Below are 19,496 nucleotides of genomic sequence, written 5' to 3' on the forward strand. Positions count from 1 at the left end.
CTATCTGCCACGCTGGCCGATGGGTCCGTCGTCGGTGTCGTCAGCGTCCAGGAATTTTTCCCGGATCGCGTAGACAGCGGCCTCGGTCCTCGAATGCAACTGGAGCTTCTCCAGGATGTTGCGGACGTGGTTTTTGACCGTGTTGTCCGAAATGTAGAGCCGGTCGGCGATGTCACGGTTGTTCAGCCCGCGCGCGACCAGTCGCAGCACCTCGGTTTCCCTCTCGGTCAGCCGGGGGGGTTTCGTGGGCTGGCTCCGTCGGTCTTTTCCTTTCCGGGCCAGCGCCGCGAATTCGTTGATGAGCTTAGTGGCCATCGAGGGGTTGATGAAAGACTGACCTTTGCAGACCGCACGCACCGCCTCGGGAAGCTCCACCACCGAGATCTCTTTGAGGAGGTAGCCGGTCGCACCGGCCTTGATCGCCTCGAAGAGGTCCTCCTCTTCGTCGCTCATCGTGAGCATCACGATCTTGGCGTCGGGGACAGCTTCCTTGATCCCCGCGCACGCAGCGATCCCGCTGCGTTTCGGCATCCGCACATCCAGCAGGACGACATCGGGGCGGAGTTCCTTGGCCCGGGCAACCGCTTCCTCCCCGTCCCCGGCCTCTCCCACCACCTCGATGTCAGGCTCCTCAGCCAGGACGGAGACCAGTCCTCTCCGGAAGAACTCGTGGTCATCAACGACGAGTACCTTGATGGATTCCACTCGGGTGGGGGGAGCCCCGCTCACTGTCTGTGTTCCTTCCTCCCGCGCGGTGGCGTCACACGGGTGTGGGGCGCTCTGCGAACGAGCGCTGCACCGTCGACCCACGACAGACGTGGCTGTGCTCGGTCACGGGCCCAGGGACTCTCGGGATCCCGTTGGAGCGCCGTACCCCACGGTGTGTCGTGCCGAAACCGGGGCTTCGGCACGACACACCGGACGCTATTCAGATGTAGGAAACTTTATTCCATGAGGCGCAGCACGCCATAGTTGAACCCCTTGCGCCGGTAGACCACGCTGGGCAGCCCCTGCTCCTTGTCGCGGAACAGGTAGAAGTCGTGGCCCACCAGCTCCATCTCCAGAAGGGCTTGGTCGATGGTCATGGGTTTGGCGTAGTGGAACTTCTCCCGGACCACCAGGGAACCGCCGCCCTCGGTGTCCAACTCCACGAATTCGTCGGCGAAAGCGCTGTCGACAGCGCTGCCGTCGAACTCCTCTGCCTGGTTCTCCTCGCGGTCCTCGACCACCTGCGGCGGGATGGCTGAGTCGGCCGGAAGGCCGTCGACAGGAAGCTGCGCGGTCGCGGCGGCCACGGAGACGAGCCCTCGGCTTCCCTTGTGCACCTTGCGGCGGTCAGCGAGCTTCCGCAGCCGGGCCTCGACCCGGTCCAGGGCGAGGTCCAAAGCGGTGTAGCGGTCATCTGCGGCGGCCTCGCCTCGGACCACCGGGCCGGAGGAGCGGATGGTCAGCTCCACCCTCTCGCGGTGGTTGGCGAGCCTCGGGTTGCGCTCCTTGGACACCTCCACGTCGACGCTCATCATGTCCTTGCGTTCCCACTTGCGGAGCTTGGCCAGCTTGTGCTCGACGTGCCGCCGGAACTTGTCGCTGACTCCGGTGCGTCGACCTTTGACGATGATGTCCACAAGACCCCCTTCGTCGCGTGGTCGCCTCCAGGGGCGACCAGCTATGCGGTGTGCGCCCCGTTCGCTGTTCGCGTGGGGTTGACCGGTGTCTTCCTCCTCTCCAGCCTCAGCAGCCACAGGCCTTTCTACTTGGGCGTATACCCAGCAGACCCCACGATCATCACCGGTCGTTGGTCCTGTACGCGCAAAGAGAAACTGCAGAAGCGCGGGGCAGGCCGCAGGCCGGGGACCGCGTTAGGTGATCCGGGAACCGCACGTGGACGGATGGACGGGCGCGGCAGGCGCTGCAGCGGCCTTACCGCCCCCACAAACACAAGGGGGCGCCCGTGACGGCGCGCCCCGTGTGGACAGAAAGTGTCACCCGCCCGGCCGACCTGGTCTTCGTCCCCACATCCGCCTGCTGAGGGGCTCGCGGCGCTTGTGCGCCACTACTACCCTTCTCCCTTGTCCGGAGGGCATCGGGCCCTCCCAAGAGGCAGGACTTACCTCTAAGCCGCACCGTGATCAGTCGACGAAAAGTCGCCTTACGTGGGCCGTTTCGCCTGCGGCTGGCATCGGCTTGCCGACCCGGCGTCCCCATTGAGGGCACGCCACGGTCGACGCAACCACGGACCCGGACGGGTGCCATAATGGAACGCTAACCCGAGATCGCCCGGTTGTCAGGTACCGTCTTCCAACGACTTTTCTGAATCTCCCGACACATCGCGTGCGGTGCACCACCGGGAGGCGAACGGGCCGGACCAGCTGTCGCTGTTTGCGACGGGTCCGTCACGACGTGGCAGAGGCGTTCCGCCACTACGGCCGCGCCCGCAACCCGGATCCCCGCCGCAGTGAGCGCGCGAGCCGCCTCCGCCAGCGTGGCCCCCGTGGTGAGCACGTCGTCGACCACCACGACCGCGTCCCCCACCGCGGGACTCTTGCCGGGCCACCGGGCCCGCATAGCCCCGGACAGGTTCGCCCACCGTGCGGCCGCGCCCAGCCCCACCTGGTCCCGGGTCGGGCGGCTGTACCGCAGCGGGCAGACCACCCGCGCCGCCACCCCCTGGGCGCGCAACCGCACTGCTGCGGCCGCGCCCACCGTCCGCACCGGGTCGTAGCCGCGCTTCCGCACCGCGGAGCGCCGCCCCGGCACGGGAACCAGACTGATCCGCTCGGCGGTCGGCGCTGCCGCCCGCACCGCGGCAGCCAGGCCCCGGGACAAAGGTTCCGCCAATGCCCGGTACCCGCCGTTCTTGAACGCCAGCAGGACCGCGCGACCGCGCCCCGTATACGCCCCCGCCGCCCAGACCGGTGGGCAGCCGAACCGGGCCGGGCAGCGCCACGGGCCCCGGTCGACCACTTCCCGGCACGCCGCGCACAGCGGCCCGTCCAGCCCGCCGCATCCGGCGCAGTGCTGCTCCAGCACCAGGTCGGCGAGCGCCGACACCCATTCCGTCAGCACAGAGCACAGGACCATGCCTCCACGGTGCGCCTCCGCGGTGGGATGCAGCACCCCGCACCGCCAGGCTGTGGATAAGGCCGCCGCTTAGCCTGGGTAGACGGGTTTGGTGCCCTCCACTGCCCGCCGCCACATGAGGCGGTCGCTGGACGAGGAGATCGTGTCCTCTTCAGTCCCTGACAGCAGGGGCATTCCCGGGGCCGCGGTAATGGTCTTCATGTCCGATCCGGTCACCGCGCCCGCGCTGGTGGACTCCCCGCTGCCGTTGAGCGACACCAGGTAGGCCTGGATCGCGCCGCGCTCCTTCTGCCCCAGGACCGCCAGCTGGTCGGCACCGCGCCACGACAGGTCGGTGACGGTCACCAAGTCCCGGGCCAGGGGCAGGAAGGCTTGCAGGCTCACCGTCGATTCGCCGTGGACCACGCGGCCCACCAGGACCTGGCCGCCGTCGGCGCCTCCGGTCAGAACCGCCACCCGGGTGCCGTCCCGGGAGACCCGCAGCTCAGTGACGGGAACCCCGGCGAGCTCCGGCGCGTGCACCTCGACCGGGTCCGCATCCTCGGCGAGCAGCCACAGCCGGGTCACCTGGCGCTTCTCTCCGCGGTCCGTTTCCCGGCGCTCCGTGCTCCCCACCGCGGTGTCGCCCGGCTCGGTGTCGTCCGCGAGATCCTCTTCCCGCTCCGCCTCGGCGACTTCCGCGGAAAGGTCCTCCACCACCCACAGGTTGCCGTAGCCGTCCCACGACAGCGAGGTGTAGTCGCCTCCCTGGAGCACGGTCGTATACTCGCCGTCCTCGGCGATCGGAGCGACCCGGACCGAGTCGTCGTCCGGCATGATGCCCGCCACCCGGGTCTCGTCCAGCGAGACCGCGTGCTCCTCCACCAGGATGCGTCCGTGCCCGGCCGCCCCGGGCACGAGAGCCTCCCGCTGGTCGACGTCGAGCGACCACAGTTGGCCGTCCCGCAGGAAGTAGGCGCGCGGCGAACCGGTCATTCCCGCCGGGTTCACCGAGTTCCACTCTTGGCTGCTGGCCTGCAGCACCCCGTCCTCCACTCCGGGGAGCTCCACCTCTTCGCCGTCGAGCCGCAGCGTGAACTCCTGGATCTCGGGGAGCTGTTTGAGGGTCCACACCAGTTGGGCGCCCATGCCGAAGAGCCGGCGGGGGTCGGCGGCCGCGGCCCGGTGGTCGAGGTTCACGGTGACATTGCCCGAGGAGTACTCCACGGTGGCGGTGGTCCCCGCGGGGAACGAGGTGCGCACCGCGGGCGCCAGCCAGTCCGTGGGCCCGTCCAGCAGCATCGTGACCAGCCGCTGGGAGAGCTGCTCCGTGATGTTCACCGCGGAGCTCACCGGCAGGAACACCGGGTCCGGTACCAGGGTGCTCATGTCCCGGTTGAAGTAGTACAGGTTGAGCGGGCGGTACACCCGGTCCACGTCCTGGCGGCTCAGCAGGATGGTGTCGGGCAGGTTCGCGATCCGCCACTCGCCGTCGACCTTGGTCAGGTCGAAGACGACGTCGATCGCTTCTCCCGGTGAGGCGGGCACGTACTGGCCGTCCGGGCGGATCGTGGCGTACAGCGGGGTGCGGACCCGCACCCGTGCCGCGCGCTCCTCCTCGACCGTCTCCACGTCGAAGCGGACCGCATCCATCTCCTCGTAGACGAGCACCCGGTCGCTGGGCTGCCAGACGTCGGCGCACTCCTCGGTCATGTACAGCCGGGCCGCCTCGTGGTTCTCCTCGAAACTGCCCAAGTCCTTGAGGAAGCCGCGGACCAGCGCGTTCTCTCCCCAGCCGGGCTGCGGTCCGGCGGGAAGCAGGCGAGTGAAGGTGTCCACCTGCCCCTGGGCGCCGCCCCCGCGGCCTTCGAAAGTCGGCCCCCCGGTGGGGACAGTGGCACACCCGGCAAGCAGGACAGCGAGACAGGCGGTCGAGACCGCGGCAGCAATCCGGTTCGCCTGTCCGATCACGCTTCCTCCCCCGCGCTTGTTCCTCGCCCGGTCTCCAAGTCGACCTGCTGGCCGCTCAACACCGAAAGGTTTCCCCCTAACGCCATCTCCGGCGGGACCAGCGGCAACGGGGAGCCGCGCAGCTCAGTGCCGGCCACCCGGGGAAGCGACAGCCGGAACTGGGCGCCCTTCCCCGGCCGTCCCCATGCTTGGAGCCAGCCGCCGTGCAGTTGCGCGTCCTCCTTGGCGATCGCCAGGCCGAGCCCGGTTCCCCCCGTAGTGCGGGCCCGAGCGGGATCGGCGCGCCAGAACCGGTCGAAGCACAAGTGCTCTTCGCCTTCCTTGAGGCCGACCCCGAAGTCGCGGACCGCTACCGCCACGGCGTCCCGGTCTGCGGCCGCGGTCACGATGACGTCCTTGCCTTCGCTGTGCTCGATGGCGTTGACGATGAGGTTGCGCAGGATGCGGTTGATCCGGCGGGAGTCGAACTCGGCGGTGCACGGCTCGGTAGGCAGGCGCAGGATCACCTTGATCCCGCGCTTCTCCGCGATCTGTTCGGCTTCCCGGACCGCTTGGAGCACGGAGTCGCGGATGTCGGCGCGTTCCAAAGCCAGCGTGGCGGCGCCGGCGTCGTGCCGGCTGATCTCCAGCAGGTCGTTGAGCAGTTCTTCGAAGCGCTCCAACTGGCTTTGCAGGAGCTCCACGGAGCGCCGCACCGTCGGGTCGAAGCTGTCGCGCTCTTCAAACAGCAGGTCCCCCGCCATGCGGATCGTGGTCAGCGGGGTGCGGAGCTCGTGGGAGACGTCCGAGACGAACTGGCGCTGGACCTTGGACAGCTCCTCCAGCTCCTGGATCTTCTCCTGGAGGCTGCCCGCCATGTCGTTGAACGACACCGCCAGGCGCGCCAAGTCGTCCTCCCCGCGGACTTCCATCCGCTCAGACAGGTCACCGGAGGACAGCTTCTCGGCGGAGCTGGCGGCCTGCCGGACCGGCGTGACCACTTGGCGGGTCACCACGTAGGCGATGGCGGCCAACAGCAGGACCATGACGGAAGCGACGAGCGCCAAGGTCCGCTGCACCAGGTCGAGCATCTGCTGCTCGTGGTCGAGCGGGAACAGGTAGTACAGCTCGTAGGCGCTGGACAACTGGGCGCCCACGGCCAACCCGGGTTCCCGGTTGGGGCCGCGGATGATCTCGGTGTAGCGGCCGTGCTGGGTGTCGCCGTTACTGTTCTGCACTTCCTCGCGGAGCTGTGCGGGAATGCTCGCTTCGCCGACGCCGCCGCTCGCCCGGCCCGTCATGCCGCCCACCGAGGGCAGGATCACCACGTCGTACAACCCGGTGGCACCGCTGCGTGCACTGAGCTCTTCGACGATCTCGTCGAGCTGGCGTTCCGGGTCCTGCTGTCCGCTGTCCTGGAGGATGCCCAGGGCAGCGGTCAGCCCCATGTGGTGGTCGCTGAACGCGGCCTGCTCCTTGGCCTTGAGCAGGTCCGAGCGGACCTGCTGCACCATGAAGAACCCCAGAATCGCGGTGACCAGGACCGAGGCCATCAAGGTGGTGGTGACCACCCGGAGCTGCAGGGAGCGCCGCCACCGCGAGTGCACGGCGGTGACGAGACCGCGGGCCAGCCGCTGGGTCACCACATATCCGGCGCGCAGTGCGTTGCCCATCCGCTGCCACCGTGTGAACGCGGCCTCCCCTTCCAGGGCAGGGGCGGCCGCGTTCGGACTCGGGGCTTGGACGCTGTCCGTCACCGCTTCCGTCCTCAAAAGCCGTCAGGGAGAACCGGCCTTGTATCCGACCCCCCGCACCGTGACCACGATCTCCGGGTGCTCGGGGTCCTTCTCGATCTTGGCGCGGAGCCGTTGGACGTGCACGTTGACCAGGCGGGTGTCCGCGGCGTGCCGGTATCCCCACACTTGCTCCAGGAGGACTTCGCGGGTGAAGACCTGGCGCGGCTTGCGGGCGAGCGCCACGAGCAGGTCGAACTCCAGGGGGGTGAGGTTGATGACCTGGTCGCCGCGGCGGACCGAGTGTCCGGCGACATCGATGGTGATGTCACCGATCTGCAGGATCTCGGGTGCGGGCTCCTCGGTACGGCGCAGCCGAGCCCGGATCCGGGCCACCAGTTCCTTGGGTTTGAACGGTTTGACGATGTAGTCGTCGGCACCGGACTCCAAGCCGAGCACCACGTCCACCGTGTCGCTCTTCGCGGTGAGCATCACGATGGGCACTCCGGACTCGGCGCGGATCTGGCGGCACACATCGATGCCGTCCGCACCGGGAAGCATGAGGTCCAGCAGCACCAGGTCGGGTTTGGTCTCGCGGAAGGCCTCCAGGGCTTTGTCCCCGTCGTGCACGAACGACGGCTCGAAGCCTTCGCCTCTGAGCACGATGCCCAGCATTTCGGCCAGAGCGAGGTCGTCGTCGACGACCAGCACGCGTCCCTTCATCAATTCTCCGGCGTCGGTCGACATCCCTTACTTACTTTGAGGGACGACTCCGGTCCGCCTTCTCCTTTCCGGACACTCGCAAGGGGCAGAACTTCGAAACTCTTCCAGCCGGGCCCCGTCAGCTTGACCGGCCGTCCTTGGGCTGTTGTTTGCGGTGGGACGTCCCGTCAGCATCCCGCATCAGCAGGCGATGAGCTCCGGGCCACTGTGCCCACACTGCCGCCTGTCTGCCGTTCCGTCCAGCGCGGGCCGCTGCATTCTTTGCGGAAGTCAGGACGTCAGATAACAAAAGCATACAAAACCAGCGGATGTTTGCAGGTCGGACGATACGCGGTCGGGGTCCTCGCCGCGGAATTTCCGGCAGTAGGTTGAGACTCGCATAGCGTGGGAGTGCCGTATCACGGAGGCACACCCGCCTGCACGGTTGCTACAGGAGGTTTCATGTCCGAGGAGGGTCAGCAGTGGCGTGCCCTGGGCGGGGGGTCTTCTCCCGGCCAGCCCCCCGGTCAGGACATTACCCCAGAACACGGTCCCGATGGGGGGCATCACGTTGTCCCGCCTGCTCCGGAAACCTCTTCGCCCGGTCCGTGGGCGGCTCCGGGATCCTCAACCGTGCCTGCTGCCCCGGGGGCGCCTCCTCCGCCGCAGCACGCGCCTCCGTCCGGCCCGGCTGCCCAGCACGGGTGGACACCCCCGTCCGGTCCGGCTGCCCCTCCCCTCTCCGTTCCGACCACCGCCCCGGCTGCCCCTTCCCCCGCTGTGGGGCTGCGCCCGCACTCGCTCGGGGAGCTGCTCAACGGCGGATTCAGCTACCTGCGCGACAATCCGCGGACCGTGCTCGGGCTGAGCTTCCTCGTGGTGGCGCTCACCAGCCTGCTGCCTGCCCTGGGGCTCGCTGACGTCACCGGCGCGTACGCCGACTTCTTCAGCTCGGAAATCGTCAACCCGGAGGACCTGGAACTGTCCGGGACCGCACTAGTGAGTGTCTACCTCGGCGCGCTGCTGCAGTTCCTCGGGAGTGTGCTGCTCTCCGGCCTGCTCAGCACCGTGGTCGCCGCAGCCGTGCTCGGCCGCCGGCTCTCCCTGCGGGAAACCGCCGCGGCGCTGCGCGGCAGTTGGGGCAGCCTGTGGGCACTGGTCGGCTTCTACCTGGGACTCGTGACAGCGGCGGCAATCGTGCTGGTGCTCGGGCTGCTGATCACCAGCGTGCTGCTCGTGCTCCTGCCTCCGCTGGGCTTGCTGCTCTTCCTCCTGTTCTTCGCCGGGTTCATCGCGCTGTTCGGCTGGCTCATGGTGAAGACATCGCTGGCGGTGCCCGCCGCGGTCGTGGAACGGGTGGGGCCGGGGCGCGCGCTGGCCCGCTCCTGGCAGTTGAGCACAGGCAACTTCTGGTGGATCGCCGCAGTGCTCTTCCTCGCTCTCCTGCTTTCCAGCGTGCTCTCCAACGTGCTGTCCACCCCGTTCTCGTTGGCCGCGGTACTCGTCGAAGTCCCCCTCGGCGAGTCGGCGCTGACGTCCGTGCTCGCCGCCCTGCTGTCCTTCCTCGGCCTCCTCGTGACCGGGTGCGTCAGCGAACCGTTTACCGCGGGGGTGACTGCCCTGCTCTACCTGGACGTGCGGATGCGCCGTGAAGGGTTGGACTTGCGGGTGCGGGAAGCAGTGCGGGCCGGCGCCACCCCCGGTCCTGAGCTGCTGGCAGCCACAGTTCCGGCACAGCCGGCGGGCAGGTCGTGATGGTGAGCCGCGAGGAAGGGGCGCGCCTCGCCTGGGAGGAGCTGTCCGACCCCGTCTACGACGAAGCCCGGCCGTCCCTGCTGGACCTCTTTTTCCGCTGGGTGGACCGGTTGCTGGGCGAGCTGCTCGGGGCAGCCCAGACAGCGCTGCCCGGAGGCTGGTGGACCCTGGGAGCGCTGCTCGTCGTCCTCGCCCTGCTCGTCGCTGCGCTCCTGTGGTACCTCCGCCCCGGCCGCGCTGCGCGCCGCGCCGCGGTCCTCGACTCCGCGGGCACGCTGAGCACAGACGAGCAGCGGGCCCTCGCCGACGAGCATGCGGCCCGCGGCGCCTACGCCGAAGCGATCCGGGAACGGCTCCGCGCGGTGGTCCGCGACCTGGAAGACCACGCCGTACTCACCCCGCGGCTGGGGCGTACCGCCACCGAATGGGCGGTGGAGACCTCCGCGGTCTTCCCGGACCAGCGCACCGAACTGCACCGGGTCGCGGCTTTGTTCAACGACGTCTGGTACGGCGACCGCGAAGCCACCGCCGAAGGGTACCGCCTGGTGTGCGCGTTGGATGACACCCTGCGCCGCGCCCTGCCTGCACTACCGTCGGAGTCCGTGTCATGACCGCTCCCTCCACTGCGTTCTCCCCGAGCCTGCGCGACCTGTGGCGGCGGACGCGTGGACCGCTTGCCTTCGTCCTCGCCGCCGTCGGGATCGCGGCGCTCGTGGCGGTGAGCTCCCCCACCCGGCCCGTGGGGCACCTCGACCCGGAGGCGGTCACCGGGCAAGGATCCCGGGCGCTCGCGCAGATCCTGCGGAAGCGGGGCGCTGACGTCACCGTGGCCCGCAGCGTCGACGCAGCGGCCGCCGCAGCGGGACCGGACACGGTCCTCCTCGTGGTGCGCAGCCACGAACTGCGGCCCGACGATGTCGCACGCCTCACAGACCTGCCCGGCGACCAGCTTCTGGTGCAGCCGACCCCGGACCTGCTCGAAGCAGCCGCACCCGGGGTGGAAGTGGCCGCCTCCTCCCTGCCCGCAGAACCGCTCGAACCGGACTGCTCGCTGCAGGCCGCCGTCATGGCGGGAAGCGCCGAACTCGGTGAGACGCTCTACACCGGCGGGTCCCTCGCCTGCTATCCGGGGGAGGAAGGCCATTCCCTCGTGCAGGTGGAAGAGGCGGGGCGCACGATCACCGTGCTGGGCTCCCAGCAGCCGCTGCGCAACGACTCCCTCGCTTTGGAAGGCAACGCGGCGCTGCTCCTCAACCTGCTGGCCGGGCGCGACGTGGTGTGGCTCATCCCCGCGCCCGCTGCGGCGCAGCCCACGGAACTGCACGAGCTGATCCACCCCGGATTCGTGCTGTCCCTGCCTGTGCTGGTGGCCGCGTTCGCGCTGCTGGCGTTCTGGCGCGGCCGACGGCTGGGGCCGCTGGTCGCGGAACGGCTGCCCGTCGTGGTGCGCGCCTCAGAAACCACGGAAGGACGGGCCCGCTTGTACACGTCCCGGCGTGCCCGGGACCGAGCCGCGGCCGCGCTACGATCCGGCGTGGTCGACCGGCTCCGCCCAGTGCTGGGACTCGGCCCTGATGCCGCCCCCGACACGGTAGCGGCGGCTGTCTCCGCACGCTGCGCCTCCTCCCCTCAGCAGGTGCACGCTCTGCTGTACGGCGAACCGGACGGAGCCGACCCCTTCCTCCGCTCTGACGCGGATCTGGTCCGGCTCGCCGACGAACTCGACCGACTTGAAAGAGAGGTAAGGCAGTCGTGAGCGACGTCCACCCGGGTTCCCAGGCGTCCGCCGATACGGCACGGCAGGCCCTGATCGCGTTGCGGTCCGAGGTCGCCAAAGCCGTCGTAGGCCAGGAAGAGATTGTGACCGGACTGGTCATCGCGCTCCTGTGTCGCGGTCACATCCTCTTGGAGGGCGTGCCGGGCGTAGCCAAAACGCTGCTGGTCCGGGCGGTCGCTGCCGCGCTGTCGCTGGAGTCCCGGCGGGTCCAGTTCACCCCCGACCTGATGCCGGGCGATGTGACCGGGTCCATGGTCTACGACGCGCGGACCGCGAAGTTCGAATTCCGCGAAGGCCCGGTCTTCACCAACCTGCTGCTGGCCGACGAAATCAACCGCACCCCGCCTAAAACCCAGGCGGCGCTCCTGGAAGCGATGGAAGAACGCCAGGTCAGCATGGACGGGCGGACGATGGAGCTGCCCGACCCGTTCGTGGTGGCCGCCACACAGAACCCGGTGGAATACGAGGGCACCTATCCGCTGCCGGAAGCCCAGCTCGACCGCTTCCTGTTGAAGCTGATCGTGCCGCTGCCGGAGCGGGACCAGGAAGTCGAGATGCTCTCCCGGCACGCCGCCGGTTTCGACCCCAGCGACCTGGCCGCGGCCGGGGTGCGTCCGGTGGCGGGGGCCGCCGAGCTCGCTGCTGCCCGCGCAGCAGTGCAGCAGGTCCACGTCTCCCCCCAAGTGCTCGGCTACATCGTGGACCTGTGCCGCGCTACCCGGACGTCCCCCTCGCTGCTGCTCGGCGCCTCCCCGCGCGGGGCGACCGCGCTGCTGCGCACGAGCCGGGCGTGGGCGTGGCTGTCCGGCCGCGACTATGTGACCCCCGACGATGTGAAAGCCCTAGCGAAAGCGACCCTGCGCCACCGGGTCGTGCTCCGCGCCGAAGCGGAGTTGGAGGGGGCGAGCACCGACGGGGTGCTCGACGGCGTGCTGGCGTCGGTGCCGGTCCCCCGCTGACAGCTCATCGGTCGGGCACAACCAGGAAGGGTGTTCATGGCGGTCACCGGTCGTGCGGTGTTCCTGGCGTTCGTCGGGGTGGCGGTAGCCTTCATCGCTGCCCCCGCGGGCCGCTGGGTGCCTTGGGTGGTTCTGGGACTCCTGCTCACGGTCCTGCTAGTGGATCTCGCGCTGGCCGCGAACTCCCGGAGCGTGCGGTTGACGCACGGCGGGGACACGTCGGTGCGGCTGGGAGAGCAGGCCGAGGTGTGGCTGGTGGTCGCCAACCCGGGGCGGCGTCCGCTGCGTGCCACCGTGCGCGACGCGTGGCGGCCCAGTGCCGGAGCGGCCCCGCGCACCCACGACCTGGTGGTCCCGCCGAGAGGGCAGCGGCTCGTCCGGACCGCGTTGACGCCGACCCGGCGCGGCGACCAGCACAACGCCCACGTCACCGTGCGCTCCTACGGTCCCCTGCGCTTGGCGGCACGCCAGTCCTCGCACACGGCGCCGTGGACCGTGCGGGTGCTTCCCCCGTTCCGCAGCAGGCGGCACCTGCCCAGCAAACTGTCGCAGCTTCAGGCGCTGGAAGGCCAGCACCGCACCATGGTCCGCGGCCAGGGCAGCGAGTTCGACTCGCTGCGTGAATATGTGCCCGGTGACGACGTCCGGTCGATCGACTGGCGGGCGACCGCGCGCCGGGAAACGGTGGTGGTGCGCACGTGGCGTCCAGAACGCGACCGCCGCATCCTCCTGGTGCTTGACACCAGTCGCACGTCAGCGGGACGGGTAGGCGACCTGCCGCGGCTGGAGCACGCCATGGATGCGGCACTGCTGCTGACCGCGCTCGCGGCTAAGGCCGGGGACCGGGTCGACTTCCTCGCCTACGACCGTCAGGTGCGGGCCCGAGTGCGCTCGGAGGGGCGGGGCAGCACCCTGCCGGCGATCGTCTCGGCGATGGCGCCGCTAGAGCCGGAACTGGTGGAGCTGGACGCGGCCGGCATGGTCTCCGCGATCCTGAGCGGCCCGCGCCGCGGCCGCCAGCTCGTCGTGCTGCTTACCGACCTCACCCCTGCTGTTGTGGAGACTGGCCTGCTGCCTCGGCTGTCCACGCTGACCGCCCGCCACCTCGTGCTCGTGGCGTCCGTGGCCGACCCGTATGTCACCCGGATGGCCGCGGAGCGGGGGAATGCGCAGGCCGTGTACCGGGCTGCCGCCGCGCAGCGCACCCTCGCGGAGCGCCGCCGTATCGCCGCGGAGCTGCGGCGGCGCGGCGTGGAAGTGGTGGAGGCTCCCGCAGAAGAGCTCGCTCCGGCGCTGGCTGACGCGTATCTCGCGTTGAAAGCCCAAGGGCGGTTGTAGCGGCACGTCTGCGGCAGGCCGCCCCACGGTGGGTCAGCCTGCGACCGCGACCGTCTGCGGGGCGTCTGCGATGTCGCCGGTCTCCCCTTCCTGGGCTGCGCGGCGGCCCAGAGTGAACACGTAGAGCAGGAAGCACGCTTCCGCGGCCACGCCGATCCCGATCCGCAGCCAGGTGATGTGCACCCAGCCGGTCACGAACCCTTCGATGAGGCCGGAGACGAACAGCACGACGACGAGCCCCAGCGCCACCCCCATCGCAGCGCGGGTCTCCTCGCCCACTGCCTGGACGCGGGGTCGCGGCCCCGGGGCCAGGAAAGTCCAGCCGATCCGGATCCCGACCGCGCCGGCGATGAACACCGCGGTCAGTTCCAGCAGGCCGTGCGGGAGGATGAGCCCGAAGAAGATGTCGGTTTTGCCGTGGGCGGCCATCAGACCGCCGGCCATTCCCAGGTTGAGGGAGTTGAGCAGCAGCACGTAGACGGCGGGCAGGCAGAGGAACGCGCCGAAGATGATGGACTGGGCGGCCACCCACGCATTGTTGGTCCACACCAGGGCGGCGAACGACGCCCCTGGATGCTCGACGTAGTAGTTGGCGAAGTCGTGCTCGACGTAGGCCCTGATCTCTTCGGGGGTTCCCATCGCTGTCTGGGCTTCGGGGGTGGTCGCGATCCAGACTCCCACCCCGAAAGCCACCGCGAGGTTGACCGCGGTCACGGCCAGCCACCACCAGCGCAGCCGGTACAGGGTGGCGGGAAAAACGCGGGTGAAGAACCGGGTGAAGTCGCGCCAGGATCCCGCGTGGGCTCCGGTGATCACGGCGCGGGCGCGCGCCACCAGGCCCGACAGCCATCCGGCGAGCGCCGGGTCGTGTCCCGTGGAGCGTAGCACCGACAAGTCGGTGCCGACCCGCTGGTACAGGTCGACGAGTTCGTCGATTTCCTCCCCGGTGAGGCGGCGGTGGCGGCGCACCAGGGTCTGCAGCCGCTCCCAGGCAGGACGCCGCTCGGCAATGAAGAGGTCAAGATCCACATCTCGACTCTACTTGCTGTCTGCTAGGCGGGATTTTCCATCGGTGGGGTGCTTCCGGCAGTCTGAAAGACTGGATCCAGGTTCCGGAAACGGTACGGCGTGCCCCGCGTGCGGAGGCCCGCCACAGTTCCCCGACGCGTGAGGAGAGAACGGTGTCGCACAGCGCAGGGTACGGTGGCTCGACCTCCCTGGTGACCGGGGACGCGGTTCCCCTCGACCTGCGCCCTGCCGGGTTCGCCAGCCGCGCGGTCGCATTCGGTATCGACTTCCTCGTCCAGTTTGCCGCCCTGGTCGCGAGCTTTCTGACTCTTGCGCTGCTCACCAAAGGGAACCTCGACGAGGCGCTGCCCGTCGCCATCGGGTTGACCCTGACCGTGCTGACGGTCGTGGGCTACCCGGTGGCTTTCGAAACCCTCAGCCGGGGGCGCAGCCTCGGCAAGCTCGCCCTGGGCCTGCGGGTCGTCAGTGCGGACGGCACGCCGGTGCGGTTCCGGCAGTCTCTGGCCCGAGCGCTCTCCGCGATCGTGGAGTTCTGGCTGTCGAGCGGCGTGGTCGGGCTGGCCAGCTCGCTGGTGAACCGCCAGGGCCGCCGGATCGGTGACTTCCTGGCCGGCACCATCGTGATCCAGGAACGCACCGGCCACCGGATCACCCCGGTGATCGACATGCCCCCGCCCATGGCGGACTGGGCACGCACCGCGGAGCTGTCGCGGCTCCCCGCTGACCTCGCCGCGGTGGCCTACCAGTATCTGACCCGCTACCTCGCGTTCGATCACCAGACCCGCTACGAACTGGGGATCCAGCTCGCCACCACGGTCTCCCAGTACGTGTCTCCTCCGCCGCCCCCGCAGGCCAGCCCGCCCGAGTACCTGGCCGCGGTGCTGGCAGAGCGACGGCGGCGCGAGGCGGAGCGGTTCGCCCAGATCCACGGCCCCTCTGCGGGGTGAGACGGACTCCGCCGCAGGCATGTTTCCTCCGCGGCCTGGGGGCAGTGGCCTTCGGGTGGGGGGTGAGAAGCGATGCCTTTGTGGGCGGAGGCGGGATGCTGGGGGCTGCTGGCGGGAAGCGCCCTCCTGATCGGGGCGGCCGCTGGCTGGTGGTTGCGGATTTCACCGCAGGTGATCGCGGGCACCGTGGCTTTTGGCGCGGGCGTCCTCATCTCGGCCATGGCGTTCGAACTCGTCGACAGGGCCGAGCGGTCGGTCGGGCTGCTCCCGACCGTGGTCGGTTTCGTCGCCGGGGCGGTCAGCTATGTGGCGGTCAACGCGCTCCTTGCCCGGCGGGGCGCCCAGCACCGTAAACGGTCCGGCCCTGGACAGCCGTCCGAAACCCAGGTGCAGGGCAGCGGCGCTGCTATCGTCGTCGGTTCGCTTCTCGACGGGATCCCCGAGTCGGTGGTGCTCGGACTGTCGCTGTTCGAAGGCGGCATCGGGGTGGCGGTGCTCGCCGCGATCTTCCTCTCCAACATCCCGGAAGGGCTGTCGAGCGCGGTGGGCATGCGGGAGGCCGGTCGGGGCGCAGGCTACGTCTTCGGGATGTGGGGCAGTGTGGCGGTCCTCACCGGGGTGGCTGCCCTGGCCGGAAACCTGCTGTTGGAGACCGCGTCCCCGGTCACCGTCGCCGTCATCACCGCGGTCGCTGCCGGGGCGATTCTGGCGATGATCGCTGACACGATGATCCCGGAAGCGTTCGCGCGCACCCATCTGCTCACCGGGCTCATCACCACGAGCGGGTTTCTGATCGCCTTCACGCTCACCCGGGTCGAACTGTGACTGCTTTCTCGCTGGGACACGGACGCGCCTACGCGTAGCCTGCCGGATGCGAGGCGCCAGCCGGTCCGCATGTGCTGGGCCGTACGGAAAGCGGCTGCCCTGGTCTTCCCCTTACGGCAGCGGCCCCGTGCCGCCCGCAGGGCGTTTGGGCGGTGGGCGGCCGCGGAGCCGGCGGACTCTTCCGGCGGTTCCCGGCGCCTTCGGGCATGACGTGCGGCCTGGGTCCTTCCGAGGCCAACGTCCGGACCATCGTCCGCTGCGGGCCGCGACAGTGCGTGACAGAGTGATCGTACGACACGGCACACCCTGGGAAGCGGGCGGCAGCCGATCGCCCACCCCGCCCGCTTTTCCCGTTCCGCGGTCCACCGCGTCGGTGTTGTCCACGCTCGGGGCACTGCGCTGCGTCACGCACCTACCGGGCAGGGCGAGAGTGGAGGGCCACCGCGGCCCGGTGCCACGCCACGCGATTCCCGCGGCACCGGGCCCGGGGCGGCTCAGTACCGGTAGTGGTCGGACTTGTAGGGGCCGTCGATGTCCACTCCGATGTACTCGGCCTGTTCCTTGGTGAGCCGGGTCAGCTTCACGCCGAGTGCGTCCAAGTGCAGGCGGGCGACCTTCTCGTCGAGGTGCTTGGGCAGGACGTACACGCCGGTCGGGTACTGGTCGGTCTTGGTGAACAGCTCGATCTGCGCGATGACCTGGTTAGTGAAGCTGGTGGACATCACGAAGCTGGGGTGCCCGGTGGCATTGCCCAGGTTGAGCAGGCGCCCCTCAGACAGCACGATGATGGAGTGCCCGTCCGGGAAGCGCCACTCGTGCACCTGCGGCTTGATCTCGATCTTCTCAATGCCGGGAATCGCGGCCAGCCCCGCCATGTCGATCTCGTTGTCGAAGTGGCCGATGTTGCCGACGATGGCCTGGTGCTTCATCCGGGCCATGTGCTCGGCAGTAATGACGTCCCGGTTGCCCGTCGCGGTGATGAAAATGTCGGCGGTCTCGACGACCTCGTCGAGCGTGGTCACCTGGTAGCCGTCCATAGCGGCCTGGAGCGCGCAGATCGGGTCGATCTCGGTGACGATGACGCGGGCGCCCTGGCCGCGGAGCGACTCCGCGCAGCCTTTACCGACGTCGCCGTATCCGGCCACCACCGCGACCTTGCCGCCGATGAGCACGTCAGTGGCCCGGTTGATGCCGTCGATCAGCGAGTGGCGGCAGCCGTACTTGTTGTCGAACTTGCTCTTCGTGACGGAGTCGTTGACGTTGATCGCCGGGAACAGCAGCGTGCCGGAACGCTGCATCTCGTAGAGGCGGTGCACCCCGGTCGTGGTCTCCTCGGTGACCCCCTTGATCCGGGAGGCGATCTCTGTCCACTTGCGGGGGTTTTCCGCCAAGGTCCTGCGGAGCAGTTCCAAGACGATGCGGAACTCCTCGCTGTCGGCGGTATCCGGGTCGGGGACCGCCCCCGCCTTCTCGTACTGCACCCCCTTGTGGACAAGCATGGTGGCGTCCCCGCCGTCGTCGAGGATCATGTTCGGGCCTTCGCCGTCCGGCCAGGTGAGCGCCTGTTCCGTGCACCACCAGTACTCTTCGAGCGTTTCGCCCTTCCACGCGAACACCGGCACCCCGCGCGGGTTGTCCGGGGTTCCGTCCGGACCCACCACCACGGCCGCGGCGGCGTGGTCCTGGGTGGAGAAGATGTTGCAGCTCGCCCAGCGGACTTCAGCGCCCAACTCCACCAGGGTCTCGATCAGGACCGCGGTTTGAACGGTCATGTGCAGCGAGCCCGTGATCTTCGCACCCCGAAGCGGTTTTTTCGGTCCGAATTCTGCCCGGGTGGCCATAAGCCCGGGCATCTCGTGTTCGGCGAGACGGATCTCCTTGCGACCGAACTCGGCCAGCGAGAGGTCGGCGACCTTGAAGTCGAAAGCCATGCGTCTTAACTCCAGTCCTGAAGGATGCGCTCTGAGTCTACGAGTGCGGGAAGTCGACGGGCATCGTCAACGCGACCGCGTCATGATCTCAGAAATTCTCGGCGGACCCGCCGCAGTCGTGCAGCGGGATGCCCACGAACGTCAGGTTTTCTCCCGTTCAAAGGTCATAGGTTGGCATAGATGAGGTTTTGCCGGTTCCCTGTGGGTAACGGTGTGTCATGTGAGTTCGCTGCGCGACCTTGACCCTGCTGTAGACCGCTTGCCCCCTGACGTGCGGGGCCGACTCGTCGAACTGGATCGACTCCGCGACGTGTGGACCGCCAACCAGCGGCGGCGCCCCAGCCACCAGTGGCCGGCCCACCGGGCCCGCCTGTTTCGCAGACACATCCTGGCACTGCACCGGCTGCGAGGGACTCTTCCGGTCTCCGAGCAGACCGCGGAACGGCTCGTCGTGGACGGCTTCGACAGCGACAACACGCTTGATGCCGCCCTGCGGGAGCAGCTCGCCGCGGAGGAACACACCCTCATCTCGCTCGCGGAAGCCAGCCGCACCGGGGAACGCCTGTCCAGCGCCTACCTCGACGAGGCTGCCCGCTCTCTTACCGGGCAGTCCACGCCCGGCCTGGGAGAACGCCTCGCCGCAGTCCTGGCTGATCTTGCCGCAACCCCAACCCATCCGGTGGTCCGCGCGGCACTGGGTTACCTGGCTGCCGAAGAGGCGCAGCGCGAGCTTGGCGCCGAGGAGCGGTTTCCGCGGGGCACTGACCCGCTGGCGTGGGCCGTCGCCTCCGTAGCGCTCATGCGCGCCAACCATCCGCCGCTCATCGCCGACCATCGGGCGGTCGCGATGCAGCTTCCCTGGCCGCCCGCTGCCTCATCCCCGGACCGGCACCTCCCCCTCATCGCGCTCTTCGCGGAACTGCAGATCGCTGTGCTGCGCGGGGAGCTGAGCTGGACCGTGCCGGAGCGGGACGATCCCGCCGAGTACGGGCAGGCCCTGGCCCGCACCGTCTACCGGCGGCTTTTGGAGTACCTGCGGCAGCGTGCCCCCGCGCTCTCCATGGTGCTGCGCCAGCTCGATCCGGCCAGTAGCGCGCGGGTGACCTCAGGCGACTCCACCGAACTGGGCGAGCATCGGAACCGGGTGGAGCTGGCCGCAGACCGGGCGCTCCTTGCCCGCACCCACCCGTCCTGGTGGGTCTGTCTGGAAGCCACCTGTACGAACAGCACCCTGCGGCTCCTGCTCACCGTGCAGGGGGTTGGCGCTCCCGCGACCGGGGTGCTCGCGGTGACCGCTGACGCCCTGGTGGACTCCCCTCGCGGCATCGAGGACGCGCTCGACCTGGCCCCCACCGACTGTGTGACGTTGCTCTCTTCGGACAGCGCCGATGAGCGCTGGCCGGAAGTGGCGGCGCTGACCGACGAGGCGATCTCCCGCGCCGTCGACCGTTTGACTTCGGTGATGGCCTGACCGCCGCAGCCGATCCGCC

At 69.3% G+C, this 19,496-nt stretch carries 16 protein-coding genes; 8 read left to right on the forward strand and 8 right to left on the reverse strand.

Annotated features, from left to right (window positions below):
- From TFU_RS12385 to mtrA, 6 genes are all read right to left on the reverse strand, one after another.
- Positions 1 to 729 (reverse strand): response regulator, encoded by a 729-nt coding sequence (locus tag TFU_RS12385; RefSeq protein ID WP_011292914.1) that lies wholly within the window; start codon positions 727 to 729, stop codon positions 1 to 3.
- Positions 730 to 944: 215 nt separating this feature from the next.
- Positions 945 to 1,625 carry a ribosome hibernation-promoting factor, HPF/YfiA family gene (gene hpf, locus TFU_RS12390; protein ID WP_011292915.1) on the reverse strand — a complete coding sequence of 227 codons (681 nt, stop codon included), beginning with the start codon at positions 1,623 to 1,625 and terminating at the stop codon, positions 945 to 947.
- A 637-nt stretch (positions 1,626 to 2,262) separates the two neighbouring features.
- On the reverse strand, positions 2,263 to 3,081 hold the full coding sequence (locus tag TFU_RS12395) for a ComF family protein (protein WP_041428146.1): 819 nt from the start codon (positions 3,079 to 3,081) through the stop codon (positions 2,263 to 2,265).
- Positions 3,082 to 3,150: 69 nt separating this feature from the next.
- Positions 3,151 to 5,031, reverse strand: a complete 1,881-nt coding sequence (locus tag TFU_RS12400) for an LpqB family beta-propeller domain-containing protein (RefSeq protein ID WP_011292917.1) — start codon at positions 5,029 to 5,031, stop codon at positions 3,151 to 3,153.
- On the reverse strand, positions 5,028 to 6,767 hold the full coding sequence (gene mtrB / locus TFU_RS12405; RefSeq protein ID WP_011292918.1) for an MtrAB system histidine kinase MtrB: 1,740 nt from the start codon (positions 6,765 to 6,767) through the stop codon (positions 5,028 to 5,030). Before mtrB ends, TFU_RS12400 begins: the two co-directional genes overlap by 4 nt.
- Before the next feature lie 21 nt (positions 6,768 to 6,788).
- Positions 6,789 to 7,466, reverse strand: coding sequence for an MtrAB system response regulator MtrA (gene mtrA, locus TFU_RS12410; RefSeq protein ID WP_011292919.1), 678 nt, complete (start codon positions 7,464 to 7,466; stop codon positions 6,789 to 6,791).
- A gap of 612 nt (positions 7,467 to 8,078) precedes the next feature.
- Between mtrA and TFU_RS12415 the strand changes: the two genes are divergently transcribed.
- Genes TFU_RS12415 through TFU_RS12435 form a run of 5 tightly spaced genes read left to right on the forward strand, consistent with a single transcriptional unit; the run spans position 8,079 to position 13,274 of the window.
- Positions 8,079 to 9,200: a hypothetical protein gene (locus TFU_RS12415; protein WP_152436266.1), complete on the forward strand. Its 1,122-nt coding sequence runs from the start codon at positions 8,079 to 8,081 to the stop codon at positions 9,198 to 9,200.
- Complete coding sequence (locus tag TFU_RS12420) at positions 9,200 to 9,811, forward strand: DUF4129 domain-containing protein (RefSeq protein ID WP_011292921.1); 612 nt, start codon at positions 9,200 to 9,202, stop codon at positions 9,809 to 9,811. Before TFU_RS12415 ends, TFU_RS12420 begins: the two co-directional genes overlap by 1 nt.
- Entirely contained in the window at positions 9,808 to 10,956 is a 1,149-nt protein-coding gene (locus TFU_RS12425) for a DUF4350 domain-containing protein (protein ID WP_011292922.1), read from the forward strand. The genes TFU_RS12420 and TFU_RS12425 overlap by 4 nt, the downstream gene beginning before the upstream one ends.
- Positions 10,953 to 11,936 carry an AAA family ATPase gene (locus TFU_RS12430; protein ID WP_011292923.1) on the forward strand — a complete coding sequence of 328 codons (984 nt, stop codon included), beginning with the start codon at positions 10,953 to 10,955 and terminating at the stop codon, positions 11,934 to 11,936. The genes TFU_RS12425 and TFU_RS12430 overlap by 4 nt, the downstream gene beginning before the upstream one ends.
- 36 nt (positions 11,937 to 11,972) lie before the next feature.
- Positions 11,973 to 13,274, forward strand: a complete 1,302-nt coding sequence (locus TFU_RS12435; RefSeq protein WP_011292924.1) for a DUF58 domain-containing protein — start codon at positions 11,973 to 11,975, stop codon at positions 13,272 to 13,274.
- Between the two features lie 33 nt (positions 13,275 to 13,307).
- Here the strand turns inward: TFU_RS12435 and TFU_RS12440 are convergent, their stop codons facing one another.
- On the reverse strand, positions 13,308 to 14,303 hold the full coding sequence (locus tag TFU_RS12440; protein ID WP_011292925.1) for a stage II sporulation protein M: 996 nt from the start codon (positions 14,301 to 14,303) through the stop codon (positions 13,308 to 13,310).
- A 152-nt stretch (positions 14,304 to 14,455) separates the two neighbouring features.
- Between TFU_RS12440 and TFU_RS12445 the strand changes: the two genes are divergently transcribed.
- Positions 14,456 to 15,250 carry an RDD family protein gene (locus tag TFU_RS12445; RefSeq protein ID WP_011292926.1) on the forward strand — a complete coding sequence of 265 codons (795 nt, stop codon included), beginning with the start codon at positions 14,456 to 14,458 and terminating at the stop codon, positions 15,248 to 15,250.
- A 72-nt stretch (positions 15,251 to 15,322) separates the two neighbouring features.
- Positions 15,323 to 16,075 carry a ZIP family metal transporter gene (locus TFU_RS12450; protein WP_011292927.1) on the forward strand — a complete coding sequence of 251 codons (753 nt, stop codon included), beginning with the start codon at positions 15,323 to 15,325 and terminating at the stop codon, positions 16,073 to 16,075.
- Positions 16,076 to 16,569: 494 nt separating this feature from the next.
- Here the strand turns inward: TFU_RS12450 and ahcY are convergent, their stop codons facing one another.
- Entirely contained in the window at positions 16,570 to 18,006 is a 1,437-nt protein-coding gene (gene ahcY, locus TFU_RS12455) for an adenosylhomocysteinase (protein WP_011292928.1), read from the reverse strand.
- A gap of 220 nt (positions 18,007 to 18,226) precedes the next feature.
- On the opposite strand from ahcY, the gene TFU_RS12460 reads away from it, so the two are divergent.
- Positions 18,227 to 19,477, forward strand: a complete 1,251-nt coding sequence (locus tag TFU_RS12460; protein ID WP_016189171.1) for a hypothetical protein — start codon at positions 18,227 to 18,229, stop codon at positions 19,475 to 19,477.
- Positions 19,478 to 19,496: the final 19 nt, after the last annotated feature.

The sequence above is a fragment of the Thermobifida fusca YX genome (assembly GCF_000012405.1).
Lineage (GTDB): Bacteria > Actinomycetota > Actinomycetes > Streptosporangiales > Streptosporangiaceae > Thermobifida > Thermobifida fusca.

What these genes read in the sequence shown, in the direction of transcription:
- TFU_RS12435 (WP_011292924.1), top strand. Translation starts at nt 11,973, where the DNA reads ATGGCGGTCACCGGTCGTGCGGTGTTCCTGGCGTTCGTCGGGGTGGCG.
- TFU_RS12450 (WP_011292927.1), top strand. Translation starts at nt 15,323, where the DNA reads ATGCCTTTGTGGGCGGAGGCGGGATGCTGGGGGCTGCTGGCGGGAAGC.
- TFU_RS12395 (WP_041428146.1), bottom strand. Translation starts at nt 3,081, where the DNA reads ATGGTCCTGTGCTCTGTGCTGACGGAATGGGTGTCGGCGCTCGCCGAC.
- TFU_RS12425 (WP_011292922.1), top strand. Translation starts at nt 9,808, where the DNA reads ATGACCGCTCCCTCCACTGCGTTCTCCCCGAGCCTGCGCGACCTGTGG.
- TFU_RS12420 (WP_011292921.1), top strand. Translation starts at nt 9,200, where the DNA reads ATGGTGAGCCGCGAGGAAGGGGCGCGCCTCGCCTGGGAGGAGCTGTCC.
- mtrA (WP_011292919.1), bottom strand. Translation starts at nt 7,466, where the DNA reads ATGAAGGGACGCGTGCTGGTCGTCGACGACGACCTCGCTCTGGCCGAA.
- ahcY (WP_011292928.1), bottom strand. Translation starts at nt 18,006, where the DNA reads ATGGCTTTCGACTTCAAGGTCGCCGACCTCTCGCTGGCCGAGTTCGGT.